At 42.7% G+C, this 16,642-nt stretch carries 7 protein-coding genes; 6 read left to right on the plus strand and 1 reads right to left on the minus strand.

Annotation, left to right across the window (positions count from 1 at the left end):
* Positions 1–550 precede the first annotated feature (550 nt).
* Together gltB and P1X15_RS07790 are read left to right on the plus strand one after the other, a co-directional pair.
* Complete coding sequence (gene gltB / locus P1X15_RS07785) at positions 551–5,131, plus strand: glutamate synthase large subunit (RefSeq protein WP_277337584.1); 4,581 nt, start codon at positions 551–553, stop codon at positions 5,129–5,131.
* A 166-nt stretch (positions 5,132–5,297) separates the two neighbouring features.
* A complete protein-coding gene (locus tag P1X15_RS07790) occupies positions 5,298–6,833 on the plus strand; it encodes a glutamate synthase subunit beta (protein WP_277337585.1) in 1,536 nt (511 codons plus the stop codon).
* A gap of 58 nt (positions 6,834–6,891) precedes the next feature.
* Here the strand turns inward: P1X15_RS07790 and P1X15_RS07795 are convergent, their stop codons facing one another.
* A complete protein-coding gene (locus tag P1X15_RS07795) occupies positions 6,892–7,761 on the minus strand; it encodes an AraC family transcriptional regulator (protein WP_277337586.1) in 870 nt (289 codons plus the stop codon).
* Between the two features lie 240 nt (positions 7,762–8,001).
* On the opposite strand from P1X15_RS07795, the gene P1X15_RS07800 reads away from it, so the two are divergent.
* From P1X15_RS07800 to P1X15_RS07815, 4 genes are all read left to right on the plus strand, one after another.
* Positions 8,002–8,853 carry a fumarylacetoacetate hydrolase family protein gene (locus P1X15_RS07800; protein WP_277337587.1) on the plus strand — a complete coding sequence of 284 codons (852 nt, stop codon included), beginning with the start codon at positions 8,002–8,004 and terminating at the stop codon, positions 8,851–8,853.
* Positions 8,853–10,430, plus strand: a complete 1,578-nt coding sequence (locus P1X15_RS07805; RefSeq protein ID WP_277337588.1) for an aldehyde dehydrogenase (NADP(+)) — start codon at positions 8,853–8,855, stop codon at positions 10,428–10,430. The genes P1X15_RS07800 and P1X15_RS07805 overlap by 1 nt, the downstream gene beginning before the upstream one ends.
* A gap of 81 nt (positions 10,431–10,511) precedes the next feature.
* The gene (locus P1X15_RS07810) at positions 10,512–12,167 is read left to right on the plus strand and encodes a UxaA family hydrolase (protein ID WP_277337589.1); all 1,656 of its coding nucleotides are present in this window, start codon (positions 10,512–10,514) and stop codon (positions 12,165–12,167) included.
* A 203-nt stretch (positions 12,168–12,370) separates the two neighbouring features.
* Complete coding sequence (locus P1X15_RS07815; protein ID WP_277337590.1) at positions 12,371–16,552, plus strand: hypothetical protein; 4,182 nt, start codon at positions 12,371–12,373, stop codon at positions 16,550–16,552.
* Positions 16,553–16,642 lie beyond the last annotated feature (90 nt).

Here is a 16,642-nt window from a genome sequence, read left to right on the forward strand (position 1 = left end):
TATAGGAATATTGTATCACTGTTTTTACTTAACGACAGCCTTTCTCTCCTAAAAACTGAGCAATATTCACCCCTTTTTCCTTAAGTATGTTTCTTCAAAATAGATTTGATAATCAATCATTTATATACCATTATGTGTCAAACATATACAAAGTATAAATACTTACCCCTACTCAATCTCTTCTTTCAAGTATCTTCAGAGAAAGCAATGTTAAAGTATTTAACACATTCAATTAATAGACTTATAAATCAAAATCAAGACTTGCTTTTTTTGCAAAAATTTTGCAGTTTTGTTAGCAAATACCCTAAATAATCAATGTTTTTTTGAAAAATTCTAAAGCAATCTTCTTGTGGATTAATAAATTGTAAAATTCCAAGATAATTTAAAATATTCTCAATAGAACAAAAATAAAGCTACATTATTTGGCAAAAACGTTGTTATACCAAATAAATTTTTGTTTAACTTGCGTGAGTTTATGATTAGGTAAAGCTACTGATGAGCGTGTTGTTACCGAGCTATTAACCAACCCCCCCAATATACATTTAAAACCATGCTAGAACCTGCCCAACAGGGGCTTTATCGCCCCGAGTTTGAACACGACGCATGCGGTATCGGTTTCCGAGCCAACATGAAGGGTCGTAAATCTCACCAAATGGTCGCCGATGCCATCACGATGCTCGAACGCATGGACCACCGTGGTGCCTGTGGCTCTGACCCTAATACTGGTGATGGCGCGGGAATCTTAATCCAAATTCCCCACGAGTTTTTTGTGGAAGAGTGTACGAAGCTAGGCTTCTCGCTTCCTGCCGCTGGTGAGTACGGTGTAGGGATGATTTTCTTTCCCAAAGACGCCAAACTCCGTGCCGAATGCCGTGACATTTTGAATCGTAAAATCAAAAAACTGGGTCTAGGTTTGCTAGGATATCGCACAGTACCTACCCTCAACGACATTCTAGGCGAAGGATCTCTTTCGGTAGAGCCCGAAGTAGAACAACTCTTCATCAAACGCCCTGACTCAATTACGGATGAACTCGGCTTTGAGCGTAAGTTATTTGTACTTCGTCAATACGTGACTCGCATTATCTACGATTCGGTCATTGGCTCCAAATCTCACTTTTACTTTTCCTCTTTGTCGTCCCGTACAATTTCCTACAAAGGACAATTGACGACAGGACAATTAAAATATTATTTCCCCGATTTGCACCATGAGTCGGTAGTGTCGGCGTTTGCAATTATTCACTCACGCTTCTCGACCAATACCTTCCCTTCTTGGAAATTGGCGCAACCTTTCCGTTATGTAGCCCACAATGGCGAAATCAACACCGTAAGAGGCAACGTAAACTGGATTAGAGCTGGAGAAAAATCATTTTGGTCTGACAAGTTTACCAAAGAAGAAATGGATATGTTGCTTCCTATTTGCGACATCACCAACTCCGATACGGCCAACTTAGACAACGCCATTGAACTACTTTATCTCTCAGGCCGCTCACTACCTCACGTGATGATGATGGTCGTGCCTGAAGCTTGGGATGGCAACAACGACATGGACCCTCAGCGTAAAGCATTTTATGAGTACCATGCCGCTATTCAAGAACCTTGGGATGGTCCCGCGTCGATTTCATTTACCGATGGAAAAATCATCGGTGCTACCCTAGATCGTAATGGACTTCGTCCTTCGCGCTATTGGGTACTCGACGACGACACCGTCATCATGGCTTCCGAAGCAGGGGTATTGGACGTTGACCCAGCCAAAGTAGTGTCAAAAGGGCGTCTTCAATCGGGCAAAATGTTTGTGGTGGATATGGAGCAAGGCCGTATCATCCCTGATGAAGAACTCAAAGCTGATATTTGTTCACGTCAACCTTATCAACAATGGTTGGACGAAAACAAAATCAAAATTTCTGATCTCGAACCCTCTCAACGCCCCTTTGCGCCCTACGATGACAAACTTCTCCTAAAACGTCAAATTGCTTTTGGATTTAGTTCAGAAGATCTTCGGATGGTGCTCGGGCCAATGGCAGAGACCGGTATGGAAGCCATTGGGTCGATGGGTACAGATGTACCGTTGGCAGTGCTTTCAGAGCAAAGCCAACACTTATCAAATTACTTTAAGCAACTCTTTGCCCAAGTCACCAACCCTCCGATAGACTCTATTCGTGAGCGTTCGATTATGTCGCTTATCTCGTTTGTAGGCGCTACCGAAAACTTACTAACTGAATCGCCTCAGCATTGTCGGCAAATCGAATTAGAGCAACCTGTATTGACTATTGAAGAGTTTGATAAGCTTCGTTGGGTAGATAAAGCGCATTTTCAAGCCAAAACCATCAATACTTATTTCCGCGCCGACCAAGGTGGAAAAGGATTGGAAAGAGCTTTGGAGCGTATTTGTCGCTATGCGGAAGATGCGATTGAAGACGGTTTTGAAATCATCATTCTCTCTGATCGTGCTATTGATTCCGACCACGCACCTATTCCGTCGTTATTGGCTATGGCGGCAGTTCATCACCACTTGATTCGCCAAGGCTTACGTGGCAAAGTAGGTATCTTGGTAGAAGCAGGAGATGTATTTGAGACACACCACGTAGCTACTTTGATTGGCTATGGTGCAGCAGGTGTATGTCCTTACATGGCTTTCCAAACCCTTGCTTATATGAACAAGCATGGCATGATCAATGGAGAGTTTAAAAACGAAAAACTGTATTATCATTACATCAAGGCCATCGACAAAGAATTGCTCAAAATCTTCTCGAAGATGGGTATTTCTACCTTGCAATCTTATCAAGGCGCACAAATTTTTGAGTGCTTAGGTCTCAATAAAGATGTCATTGATAAATATTTTACGGGTACTATCTCACGGATTGGTGGAATGGGTATCGACGAAATCGCTCGTGAGGTATTGATTCGTCACAAAGTGGCTTACCCTGAGGTGCCAATGATTAGCCCGCGCCTTGGAGTGGGTGGATTCTATCAATGGAAACAACGTGGTGAAGCTCACATTTTCAATCCTCAAACCATTCACTTACTCCAACAATCGACCCGCAAAGGTGGAGAAGAAGGCTATCAAATTTTCAAGAAGTTTTCGAAACTCATTGATGACCAAACCCAAAAAGCACTCACGCTTCGCGGCTTGATGAAATTCAAAAAAGGAACACCCATCCCTTTAGAAGAAGTAGAATCGGTCGAAAGCATTTTCAAACGCTTTGCTACGGGTGCAATGTCTTTTGGGTCTATTTCCTGGGAAGCCCACACTACACTCGCCATCGCCATGAACCGCATCGGCGGTAAGTCAAACTCTGGTGAAGGTGGAGAAGACGAGCTTCGCTATACCCCCCTACCAAATGGTGACTTTATGTCATCGGCGATTAAGCAAGTAGCTTCTGGCCGTTTTGGGGTAACGAGTCATTATCTTTCAAATGCGCAAGAATTACAAATTAAAATGGCCCAAGGAGCCAAGCCAGGTGAAGGTGGACAGCTTCCGGGTCATAAAGTAGATGACTGGATTGGCCGTACTCGTCATTCTACGCCTGGCGTAGGTTTGATTTCGCCTCCTCCTCACCACGATATTTATTCGATTGAGGATTTGGCACAGCTCATCTATGACCTCAAAAATGCCAACCGTGCTGCTCGTATCAGTGTCAAACTTGTATCAGAAGCAGGCGTAGGTACCGTAGCCACTGGAGTAGCCAAAGCCCACTCTGACCATATCCTCATCTCAGGACATGACGGTGGAACGGGCGCTTCACCACTTAGTTCGATTCGCCATGCAGGTCTTCCTTGGGAACTTGGCTTGGCCGAAACCCACCAAACTTTGGTGAAAAACAAACTCCGTGGCCGTGTGACAATTCAGGCCGACGGACAAATGCGTACTGGCCGCGACTTAGCAATTGCTGCTTTGCTAGGAGCCGAAGAATTTGGCGTAGCTACCGCTGCTTTGGTGACAGCCGGCTGTATCATGATGCGCAAATGCCACCTCAATACTTGCCCCGTAGGTGTCGCTACTCAACGCAAAGAATTGCGTGCGCTCTTTACCGGAAAGCCTGAGTATGTGGTAAATATGTTTACATACATGGCCCAAGAACTACGCGAAATCATGGCACAACTTGGCTTCCGTACCATCAACGAAATGGTAGGCCAAGTGCAGTTCTTAGAAATGCGTAACGACATCAAACATTGGAAATATAAAGCGTTGGATTTCAATGCAATGCTTTATAAAGAACCTGTAAGCCTTGATGTAGCCCAATTCAAACAAGAAGAACAAGACCACGGTATAGATAGCGTAATTGACTGGCAATTGATTGAAGCTGCTCAGCCTGCGCTTCAAAATCAAGAAGAGGTATATGGAGAATATCCTATCAACAACCTCAACCGCTCAGTGGGTAATATGCTTTCAAACGAAATCTCCAAAACATACGGAGGAGTCGGCTTGCCCAAAGGGACGATTCACTTCAAGTTTAGAGGTACGGCAGGTCAAAGCTTCGGTGCTTTCAATACAAACGGAATTCGTTTAGAACTTGAAGGCGATGCCAACGATTATTTTGGCAAAGGTCTTTGCGGAGCAGAATTGGTAGTATACCCTGACCGCGAAGCTACTTTCAAACCCGAAGAAAACATCATCATCGGAAACGTGGCGTTTTATGGGGCTACCTCAGGCGAAGCTTATATTCGTGGTACGGCAGGTGAGCGTTTCTGCGTTCGTAACTCAGGAGCCAAAGTAGTAGTAGAAGGAGTAGGTGACCACGGTCTTGAGTACATGACAGGAGGTTTAGCCATCATTTTGGGTGAAGTAGGGCGTAACTTCGCCGCAGGTATGTCGGGAGGAGTGGCCTATGTATGGGATAAAAATGGAGACTTTGCTTCTAAAGTCAATACCGAAATGGTAACTACCGAGCCTCTCTCAGAAGAAGACGAGAACATTATCAAAGGTTTCATTGAGAAGCATTTCCAATATACCACAAGTAACGTTGCCTTTATGATGACCCAAGATTGGGGTAATTATTTAGGTCAGTTTGTGAAAGTAATGCCTACCGATTTCAAAAAGGCTTTGGCCGGGCGTGGTATCAGTCTTTCACAACAGATTGCTGACAAAAATGTAGTTTATCAAGATATTGTAGTTGACGTAGCCCACAATTAACCCATCCCTTAATATAGACCTTGCAGGTATTCTACCTGTAAGGTCCCTTTTAAAAAGGCAATAAAGGTATTTTTGTAGTTGCTCAATCTTGATAATAAGCATTTTACACATTCACTCAATCACCGCCTCGGCGGAACGTAACTCACTCATTCACTGATTATTTAAAATGGGAAAACCCACTGGATTCATAGAATTTGGCCGCGAATTGCCCGCCAAACGTAGCGTTGAAGAACGCCGTTTAGACTATAAAGAAATCGAACCCCTTGGCACCGAAGATAGCTCCAAAAACCAAGCAGCTCGCTGTATGGATTGCGGCATTCCTTTTTGCCATAATGGCTGCCCTCTAGGCAACATCATTCCCGAATTTAACGATGCCGTATATGAAGGCAATTGGGAATATGCCTACCAAATTTTGAGCAGTACCAACAACTTCCCCGAATTTACGGGCCGAATTTGCCCTGCTCCTTGCGAAGCGTCGTGCGTATTGGGTATCAACAAACCTCCCGTTGCTATTGAATTTATTGAAAAATCAATCATCGAAACGGCTTACGAAAAAGGATTGGTACAACCCCGCATTCCTAACGTAAGAACAGGTAAAAAAGTAGCCGTAGTGGGCTCAGGCCCTGCTGGAATGGCCGCCGCTGCGCAGCTCAATTATGCAGGTCACACCGTTACGTTGTTCGAACGTGCCGACCAAATTGGCGGTCTTTTGCGCTACGGTATTCCTGATTTTAAATTGGACAAATACGTCATAGACCGTCGTATCAAAGTTATGGAGGAAGAAGGCGTTACATTCAAAACCAATACCCATATTGGTGTAGATATATCGGCCGACGAACTTCTCAAAGAGTTTGATGCGATTGTGCTTACGATTGGTTCTACCGAGCCTCGTTCTATTCAAATCCCAGGTTGGTTGACTTACCTTGGCAAAGGAATTTACCCTGCTATGGAGTTTTTGAGCCAACAAAATAAACGCGTAGCGGGCATCGACCGTATAGCTGACCATCGGGGTGATAAATACCAAAACGGTGAAATTTTGGCAACCGATAAAAATGTGGTAGTCATTGGTGGGGGCGATACTGGTTCGGACTGCGTCGGTACTTCCAACCGTCACAAAGCCACGACAGTCACTCAAGTAGAGGTAATGCCTTCCCCTAAATATGACGACAAAAAACAACCTTTCTACACAGTTCGCGACGAATCTACGCCTTGGCCACTTTGGCCTTTGACCAAGCGCACTTCTACTTCTCACGAAGAAGGGTGTGAGCGTTTTTGGAGTATTGCGGTGCAAGAATTTGTAGGAGATGGTCAAAAACTAACTGGCTTGCGCATCGCCGACATTACAGGAGAACGCATCACCGACGACGGACGTAAAGTTTCTATCACGGAAAACGAGCGCGTAGTTCCTTGCGACTTAGCACTGATCGCGGCAGGTTTCTTGCATCCTCAGCAAGGCTTGATTGAGCAGTTTGGCCTCGAAACCGATTTCCGCAAAAACATCAAGGCTACTGAAAGCAGCTACAAAACATCTCTCGATAAAGTGTTTGCAGCGGGTGACTGCCGCCGTGGACAATCGCTCGTGGTATGGGCGATTTCGGAAGGCCGCGAAGCTGCTCGCAAAGTGGACGAATTCCTAATGGGCGAGTCGTTTTTGGAAGCCAAAGAAGTAGGTATTTTCAATCCTGCTTTTGCACAGGCATAAAGCAAAACAAAGCTAATAAAGCATAAAAGAGGTCCTTTCAGACCTCTTTTATGCTTTATTAGCCCGCAAATGCCGCTCTATAGGCCATAGGGTTTTGATTTTTGAGCATACGAAAAGACCGATTGAAATTGGAAAGATTATGGAAGCCACATTCATAAGCAATCTGCTGAATACTCTTTTTGTTTTCAATCAACATCCTACATGCATATCCTATACGCACTTCAGTCAGAAATTGAATATACGTCTTCTGAGTACGGTTTTTGAAATAACGGCAAAAATTAGGCACCGACATATTGGCGACAGAAGCTGCTTCATCAATCAAGATACGTCGATTAAACTGCGACAACGTAAATTCATATACGCGATTGATGGCATCGGTATCAAATCGGTGGTAAGAATCCAGAAAACCTTCGCTACTCAAAAGAACAAGTTCGTCAGACTCGGCGATAGTTTCAAAAATTTGTAAAAACAAAGCGATTCGCTGCACTCCGCTCGCATTTTCTAGAAGTCGAGTGATTAATGTCAGAATTCTTTCACGCGTTTTTCCCAAAATTCTGATTCCTCTTTTAGCCTTCTCAAAAAGACGTTTTAAACCTTCCATTTCTTTGACTTCGAAAAAATCTTTGCCAAAACAATCTGGCAAAAATTGTATTACGTGCGATTCTACCTGTAATCCAGACTGCGGCGCAAAATAAACAGCATCGTTTTTCCAAACATGAGGTAAATTGCTACCCAACAAAATCAAATCCCCTTCCTCAAATTCTTCAATACTATCACCTACAAACCTCGTACCGCGGCTTTGCACAATATGGGTTAGTTCAATTTCGGGATGAAAATGCCAATTTTCATACAAATAAGGTAGTTTATCGACTCTAGCCACAAAGGAGTAGTTGGCCGACGGGTTGATTTTCCGAAATACTGCTTGCATACTATCTATGATATAATACTATTATTGTCTTTTCTTTAAACAAAAAAAGATAATATTTCATCAAAACTCTATAATATTTCACAAAAAACATATCAATTTTAAGCGTTGTTTTGTAAAGTCATATACTCTGGTGAATAAAGGTTTATTTTATACTCAGGAGATACAGTTAAAATCAGCATTCCAAGTCTTTTATATATAGATTATTCAAACAATTCTTAACTACCAAAATTTGCCTCTTTCATGAAACTGTACCATACCCGCCAAGGCATTATCATTGAGTCTGAAGGGCTTTTATACCTTTCTTCCTCCACCAACTGGGACGTTTACGTTAATCGTGATGATTTGTATGATGCCATCAGCGCCGAAATCGCCACGCTTTCAGCCGATGCTTCCCTAGCCGAAATTATCAAAACCGATTTGTTGGCTCCTATCAGTCAGCAAGAAGTGTGGGCATCGGGAGTAACCTATCTCAAAAGCCGCGAAGCTCGTATGGAAGAGTCAAAAGACGCTGGAGGGGGTGATTTTTATGCACGAGTTTATGATGCCGACCGCCCCGAGCTTTTTTTCAAAGCTACGGCTTCTCGCACAGTAGGTTCGGGAGCAGAAGTACTGATTCGTAGAGATTCCCAATGGAATGTCCCAGAGCCTGAACTTACCTTGTTTGCGACTTCCAGTGGAAAAATTGTAGGCTATACCTGCGGCAATGATATGAGCTCAAGAGACATCGAAGGCGAAAATCCATTGTACCTCCCCCAAGCCAAAAGTTATGATGCTTCAGCGGCTATTGGTCCATGTTTGTACGTTCCGGGCGCGCCGATTCATCCCGATAGTATGATTCAATTAGAAATTGTACGTGAAGGCAATACCGTATTTTCGGGAAGTATTTCTATCAATCGTATGAAACGTAAGCACGACGAATTGATTGGATTTTTATTCAGAGAAACCTCTTTCATCAATGGTGTGTTCTTAATGACAGGTACGGGTGTGGTTCCTCCCAATGAGTTTACATTGGCCATAGGCGACGAAGTACGCATCAGCATCGAAGGTATCGGAACTCTAATCAATACAGTGGCTCAAAAACCTACTAATTAATGTCTTTACAAGGAAAACAAATCATCGGATTCGCACTTTCAGCCGAAGGTGAAGGTACATTTCAAGCTTTTAATCCAACGACAGGAGAAAAGCTTCCGACGCGATTTTACCGCGCCACTCGCAACGAACTCGAACAAGCTGCCCAAAAAGCCCAAGACGCTTTTCAGATTTATCGTAAAAAATCGGGAATCGAAAAAGCAGCGTTTTTAGAAAAAATCGCGGAAGAAATCGAAAATATAGGAGACGAACTCGTCCAAATGGCCACTGCCGAAACAGGATTGCCTGCGGGTCGCATACAAGGCGAGCGCGGTCGTACTACAGGGCAATTACGGTTGTTTGCCCAACTTTTAAGAGAAGGCTCTTGGGTCAATGCTCGCATCGAAGGTGCCCTCCCCGACCGTCAGCCACTACCTAGAGTTGATATTCGTATGATGCAGCGCTCACTTGGCCCTGTAGGGGTATTTGGCGCAAGCAATTTCCCCCTGGCTTTTTCAGTAGCGGGAGGCGATACGGCTTCTGCATTAGCAGCGGGCTGCCCTGTGATTGTCAAAGCTCACTCAGCCCATCCCGGTACTTCTGAGTTGGTAGGGCAAGCCATTCAGCAAGCCGCTCAAAAATCTGAAATGCCCGATGGCGTTTTTTCATTGTTGCATGGAAGTGGCACTGAAATAGGTGCAGGGCTTGTTCAGCATCCTTACATTAAAGCCATTGGATTTACAGGTTCTTACCAAGGTGGAATGGCCTTGTTTCATCTAGCAGCCAACCGTCCAGAACCTATTCCAGTATATGCCGAAATGGGAAGTACCAATCCCGTTTTTGTATTACCTCAAATCATGAAAGAAAAAGGCGAAGCGATTGCTCAACAATTTGCCGCCTCTGTCACACTCGGAGTAGGTCAGTTTTGTACCAATCCGGGTATGTTGATTGCCAATAAAACCGAAGATTATTCTCAGTTTCTAGGAAATCTAGAAACCCAATTCCAAAATGCGGCGGGGGGCGTAATGCTTACCCAAGGGATTCAGACGGCTTATCTTAATGGCATAGCTAAGCATTCAGAAGATGAAAAAGTATCGATTGTAGCAGAAGGGAATGAAGCCACAGGCTTTACGGCGGTAAAACCTGTTTTATTCAAAACTGACGCTCAAGCTATCGCCGAAAATCACAATTTATCAGAAGAAATATTCGGTCCTACTAGTGTATTGGTTGAAGCCAATAGCAAGGAAGAATTATTGAAAATTGCCCAAAATCTAGAAGGTCACCTTACCGCTACGATTCATGGAACACCCGAAGAACTTCTCGAATACGCAGATTTGGTAGATTTACTAGAACAAAAAGTAGGTCGCTTGCTCATCAATGGCTTCCCTACGGGCGTAGAAGTTTGTCACGCCATGACACACGGCGGGCCTTTCCCTGCTTCTTCGGATTCGAGAAGCACCTCGGTAGGTACTGCTGCCATTTATCGTTTTACTCGTCCTGTAAGCTATCAAAACTTCCCAGAAGGGCTTCTACCCGACGAGCTCAAAGATGCTAATCCACTCAATATCTGGAGATTAGTAAATGGAGAATTTCAAAAATAATAGAAAAGATTTATCATAGGTTAATAAAGTGAGTAAAGGTCTCTTGCTCTGTGAGAGACCTTCTTTTTAACACCTCTAAACATGCAACACAAAGTTTTAAAAGTAAACTCATCTGATAATGTAATCGTTGCCCTTCGTAATCTTGAAGCAGGCGAAACTATAGAATTTGAAGGCGAAAGCTACGTATTACCTAGGGCTATTGCCGCTAAGCATAAATTTGTCACCCATGATTTAGCCATTGGAGACCACGTCACTATGTACGGGGTGCTAGTAGGCAAAGCCACTCAACCTATCGCCAAAGGAGAGCAAATCACTACTTTCAACCTCAAGCACGAATCAGACGAATTTTCGGTAACAAAACGCAAACCCCAAACCAATTGGGTAGCGCCCGATGTTTCAAAATGGGCAGACCGTACTTTCATGGGTTTTCCTCGTTCTGACGGACAAGTAGGAATTGCAAATTATTGGCTGGTGATTCCGCTGGTTTTTTGTGAAAACCGTAACATTCTCAAGCTCAAAGATGCTTTCGACAAAGCACTGGGGTATGCTTTTCCAGATATTTATTTAAAGCAAGTCAACGACCTCGTAAAACTATACGAAAAAGCCGATAATGCTGCCCTCAAAAGCTATAATACCACTACCCAAAGCCTGAACTTAGGCCCCGAACCTTTGTTTAAAAACCTTGATGGTATCAAGTTTTTGACCCATGAATCGGGCTGTGGCGAGAGCAACCAAGAATCGGCGGTATTAGCGGCTTTGTTTGGGGCTTATGCCAACAACGCCAACGTCACGGGTATCACTGTCTTGAGTCTTGGGTGCCAAAAAACCCAATTCGATGATTTGATGAAGGAAATCAAAAGTCGTAATCCGAATTTTGATAAGCCTATTTTGTTTTTTGAACAACAAGCCTACGGTACAGAATTTGAGATGATGTCGGCTGCGATCAAAGAAACCTTTGAAGGGTTGATTGAAGCCAACAAACTTGAGCGTCAACCCACTCCGCTATCAAAACTTAACATCGGCCTCAAATGTGGTGGTTCGGATGGTTTTTCGGGAATTTCGGCCAACCCTGTTTTAGGTCATTTGTCGGATTTAGTGGTGGGCTTAGGGGGCAATACTTACCTTGCCGAATTTCCTGAACTATGTGGTGTAGAACAAGAGCTTATCGACCGCTGTACAAGCGAAGCAAAAGCCCAAAAATTCGAGACCCTCATGCGGGACTATGCCGCCAAAGCAGAGGCAGTAGGAGCCGGCTTTGACATGAACCCTTCGGCTGGTAACATCAAAGATGGTCTCATCACAGATGCTATCAAATCAGCAGGAGCAGCCAAAAAAGGCGGTACAGCTCCTATTGCGGATGTACTAAACTATACCGAAGTAGCCAAAGAATCAGGTCTGCACTTAGTATGTACCCCTGGCAACGACGTATTGGCCACGACAGGACAAGCTGCTTCTGGGGCAACAATCACCTTGTTTACCACGGGCCTAGGCACGCCTACCGGCAACCCCATCTGTCCCATTGTCAAAGTCTCTACCAACACCAAGTTGGCACAGAAAATGCCGGATATCATTGACTTTGATTGCGGAGCTATCATTGACGGAGAAAAAACCATCGAACAAACCGCTGAAGAACTACTTGAATATTGTATCCAACTCGCAAACGGCACCATAAAAACCAAAGCACAATTGCTTGGCCAAGACGATTTTATGCCTTGGAAACGTGGCGTGAGTTTGTAAAAATTTTGTTTTTTTTATATTCTAGCAGTGGTTTATAATTTATAACCACTGCTTTTTTTTAATATTTCAAATACCTTTTTAAAAAATGGATTTAAAAATAAATTTTTAGACTATTATTTTTTATCTTAATTATTTCCAAAAGTTTTTTTTATAATTGTGTTTTCATCCATTCACAAACGAATTTCTATTATTCAATTCTTTTTATGAAGAAACAAATACTTACGGTTGCTGCCCTACTTTTTGCAATTACAACCTATTCACAAAACTCTCTTTCTGTAACCCAAACAGGTAGTGGTGCCAATAATACAGACATTACCCAAGTTTCCACAAACAACGCCTTAACGCTTACGCAAAATTCGTCACCCGAAACAAGTAGTAATGACATTACTGTCAAACAAACTTCTTCTGACAATACATTTACGGGAAGCCAACAAAGTATTCATGAAAGTGAGAATAAATTTACTGTGGAGCAAATCGGCATACGAGCTACCACTGAACTCAGCCAACATGCCACATCAATGAGTCTCAACTCAGGCAGTATTGTTCAACGCGGTACTGACAATTTTGCTAGCACTCACCAACTTTCGAACCAATCGAGCCAAAACACTAGCACTATTTCCCAAGATAATGCGTCGCACAATGCTTCAGTTATACAAACTGCTTCTGAGTTTGCAAACAATTCTAGTACTATTTCTCAGCTATCCTATGGCAATGCGTCTTCCTTCAATAATGCATTGGTAGAACAAGAAAGCTCTGACAACGGTCAAAATACAAGTTCTATCCAGCAAATGGGGACTTATAATGTAGGTACTCTATCGCAAAGTGCATCTGGCTCAAGTAGTAGCAATACAGCCGAAGTTTGGCAGCACTATTTAAACACCCAAAGCGCTAATTTTGCCCAACTTACCCAATCCGCAATAGATGGTGGACAAAACATTGGGAAAATTTATCAAAGCGATACTGACAATGAGGGCGTTATCGACCAGTCTGCCACTGGGACAGGTGCTAAAAATACGGCTAGCATTATTCAGTCTTCAACTTCTACTTCCCTAAACGCGACAGGAAGTATCTATCAAACCACCCAAAGTTTGGGTGAAAATAGCGCAGAGTTATGGCACGCAGGCACAAACAGTGCTGGTACTATCTCTCAAACCATAAGCGATGCTAGTACCAGTAAAAATAATGCCTCTCTATCAGTCTCCTCTGAATCAATTGGACAAATCACTCAAATTGCCTCAGAGGGTGGTAGTAACACAGGTTATGTCGCCCAAAGTGGAAGCAACAACACCACTACCCTAGAGCAAACTGCCGTTGGGCAAGGGAGCAGCAATTTTACCCGCTTCTATCACGGTGCAGGTGTTCTATCAGGAAATAGTGCTGTGATTACACAAAATGCACAAAACGGAGGAGCAAATAAAGTAGATAATCTTTCCCAAATTAATAGCGATAACAGTCTCACTTTATCACAAACTGCGGATGGTCAAGGCAGCTATAATGAATCTTTTATTTCACATATTTCACAAGGAGGGAATGGCTCTTCTGCCAACATCTCCCAAGATGCAGCAGGAGCTGCTCAAAACGAAGCTCATTTAACTGATAAAGGTAGCAATAACAGCTCCACCATTAGTCAATCCATCAGCGGTGGTAGCAGCAGCAAAAACTTAGCTTACGTCTCTTATGACCAATCTACTTCCATTTCCAATAAAGCAAACATTACGCAATCAGGCGTAGAAAATTCTCAAAACACCGCTCACATCTTTCAAAATAATTCTTCTGAAAATGAAGGCAACATCACTCAAATAGCCAAAGGAAATGGCGTAGGGAAAAATACGGCAGGCATCAATCAGTCGGGTGCCACTCTCCCTCAAAATAACATTGCTACAATTACTCAGGAAGTTACAGATAATGCCATCAATAACGCAAATATTGGTCAATACCATAACTCAAGCAATGCTACAATAAACCAAAAAGCAATTGGTGAACAAGTTGAGAATTATGCCTCTATATCAGCACGTAAATTTTCGTCAGTAAACCTTCTTCAAGAGGTTACAGGGACACAATCGAAAAACACTACTTCTGTTAGTGAGGAGGGACAAGAAAATGAAGGAAATCAAAAAAATGTTACTCAAACTATTCAAGGTGACCAAAGTAATAACTCAGCTAACATATATCAGCGGTACCAATTTGTAGGAATTCCTTTCATTTCCTCTAAAAATAATTCAGTGACGGTAACACAAACTATCAATGGTAATAACAGTACCAATGATGTAATTGTTGATCAACACTACGGAGTTTCTGAATCTAATTCCGCAGAAGTAACACAAACAGCAGGTAATAATGGAAACAATTATGCTGAAATACTACAAGGCAATACAGGCAATTCCAGTACTATAAGCCAAGAGGCAACTGGAAGCAGTCTTAGTAAAAATGAAGTAAGAGTATATCAACACCAAATAGGAGCCAATAACAACACTAGCCAAATTAGCCAAAACGCTTTGGCAGGAGGTTATAACAAAGGTACAGTTACTCAATCTGGTAACGGTGCTGAGATGACATTGAGCCAAACTGCGGAAGATGCAGGTAGCAATAATGAAGCCACCCTTATCCAAAATGACGCAGCTAATGAAGTAAGCCTCACCCAACAAGCTAATGCTCAGGGGAGTAACTTGGCCTCTATCTATCAAGCAAAAGATGGCAACTCAGCGACAGTTTCGCAAACGGCCTCCGGAGAATCTAGTAAAAACTCCGTTACTGTTTTCCAAAACAACCCCAATGCAACCTCAAATACTTCAAGCATCATTCAAAATGCAGGAGAAGGCAGTACTAATAGTTTAACTGTAGCTCAATACCAATCTAATAATTCATCAAAAGTCAACCAAACAGCAACTAACTACAGCAAAAATCAGGCACTTGTTTACCAGAGTTTTAATACATCTGCTTCCAATTCCTCTGACTTTATACAGTCGGCTACTAATGGAGGAGAAAATTCAGGTACTATCAATCAAAATGGCATTGACAATACGGCAATAGTCAATCAAAATGCAGACGGAATAGGAAGTAAAAATACGCTAGAGTTATGGAATTCTTCTACAGAAGCCTCGCAAGCTAATTCCACTAATATCACTCAAACTAGCTCCAATCAAGGAACAAATAATGCTACAATTCGCCAAGATCATACAAACAATAGTATAGTTTTAAATCAATCTGCTTCTGGCATAGGAAGTATCAACACTGCCAATATATCTCATCAATTTTCGACAGGTACTTTGCCGCCTAATCAAAATAACGCGCAGGTTAAACAAACTGCAATTGGCTTGGGAGAAAACATGGTTAGTTTCTTCCAAAATGACAAAAAAAACACGGCTACTATCGAACAAACAGCAACTGGTGGAGCAGGCAGCAAAAACACCGCACTTATCGGCGGAATCAATCCCCAAAATACAGCGGAAGAAAACACCAGTTCAGTTATTCAACACGCATCAGCAGGTGGATTTAATAGTGGAAATATCTTAGTTGCTCACGGTAAATTCAATCAAGGTACAATCACCCAAAAGGCCGTTGAAAAAGATGCAAAAAACTACGCCAATATTGGTAGTTCTCACACAAGTATTGACAATACTGCTATTATCGATCAAGAAGCTAACGAGGTAAGCCAAAACAATAGTCAAATCATTCAAGAAGGCTCTTATAGTACTTCTAGCATCATCCAAAAAGCGGAAAAAGAAGGATATAATAAAGCCAACATTTTTCAAACAGGTAGCAATAATAGCTTTAGTATCAACCAATCAGCCGACAATGCTACCAATAACTTTGAAGGCACGCAGCAAGGTGAACACAACGAAGTATCTATTACACAAATAGGAGCAGGAGGTGGTACGCACTCCACTACTATCCTACAAAATGGCAATAACAATGACATTGATATTTACCAAAATGGTAGCAACAATACAGTAAGCGTATCCCAGCAAACCAACAATAGTGGTGTCTCGATTACGCAAGCAGCCAAGAGTAGCGACAATGCGGTATCTATTAGTCAGTATAATGATGGCGGACATAGTGCCACTATTACCCAAGCAGGTTCAGGGCATAGTATTACGAGCAATCAACGTGGCAGCACCCAAACGCAGGTATTGTCGCAAAGTGGTGAAACCAACATCATCACTTCTGACCAAAATGGAACCGACAATTTTGCATCTTTTACCCAAGCAGGTATTGAAAACACTGTGCGGAGTAGCCAATCGGGTACAGACCTCACCATAGAAAGCACTCAAACAGGCGAATATAACTCCGTCACAATCATCCAATCAGGCAATGGAAGCACCTTAAACAACAATCAATCAGGTGCCAACAATACTTTTAACCTTACTCAAAGTGGTTCTAATTGATTAAGTATTCTAGACACAACATACTAATAGGCGGCCTTGGCTGCCTATTTTTTGATATTCACTTTTTCAGAAAAACCGACAATCATTTTT

Origin of the sequence: Runella sp. MFBS21 (assembly GCF_029433105.1) — a bacterium.
GTDB lineage: Bacteria > Bacteroidota > Bacteroidia > Cytophagales > Spirosomataceae > Runella.

Bases quoted from the DNA above. Each gene is read 5' to 3' on its own strand.
- gltB (WP_277337584.1), top strand. From the start codon at position 551: ATGCTAGAACCTGCCCAACAGGGGCTTTATCGCCCCGAGTTTGAACAC.
- P1X15_RS07790 (WP_277337585.1), top strand. From the start codon at position 5,298: ATGGGAAAACCCACTGGATTCATAGAATTTGGCCGCGAATTGCCCGCC.
- P1X15_RS07795 (WP_277337586.1), bottom strand. From the start codon at position 7,761: ATGCAAGCAGTATTTCGGAAAATCAACCCGTCGGCCAACTACTCCTTT.
- P1X15_RS07800 (WP_277337587.1), top strand. From the start codon at position 8,002: ATGAAACTGTACCATACCCGCCAAGGCATTATCATTGAGTCTGAAGGG.
- P1X15_RS07805 (WP_277337588.1), top strand. From the start codon at position 8,853: ATGTCTTTACAAGGAAAACAAATCATCGGATTCGCACTTTCAGCCGAA.
- P1X15_RS07810 (WP_277337589.1), top strand. From the start codon at position 10,512: ATGCAACACAAAGTTTTAAAAGTAAACTCATCTGATAATGTAATCGTT.
- P1X15_RS07815 (WP_277337590.1), top strand. From the start codon at position 12,371: ATGAAGAAACAAATACTTACGGTTGCTGCCCTACTTTTTGCAATTACA.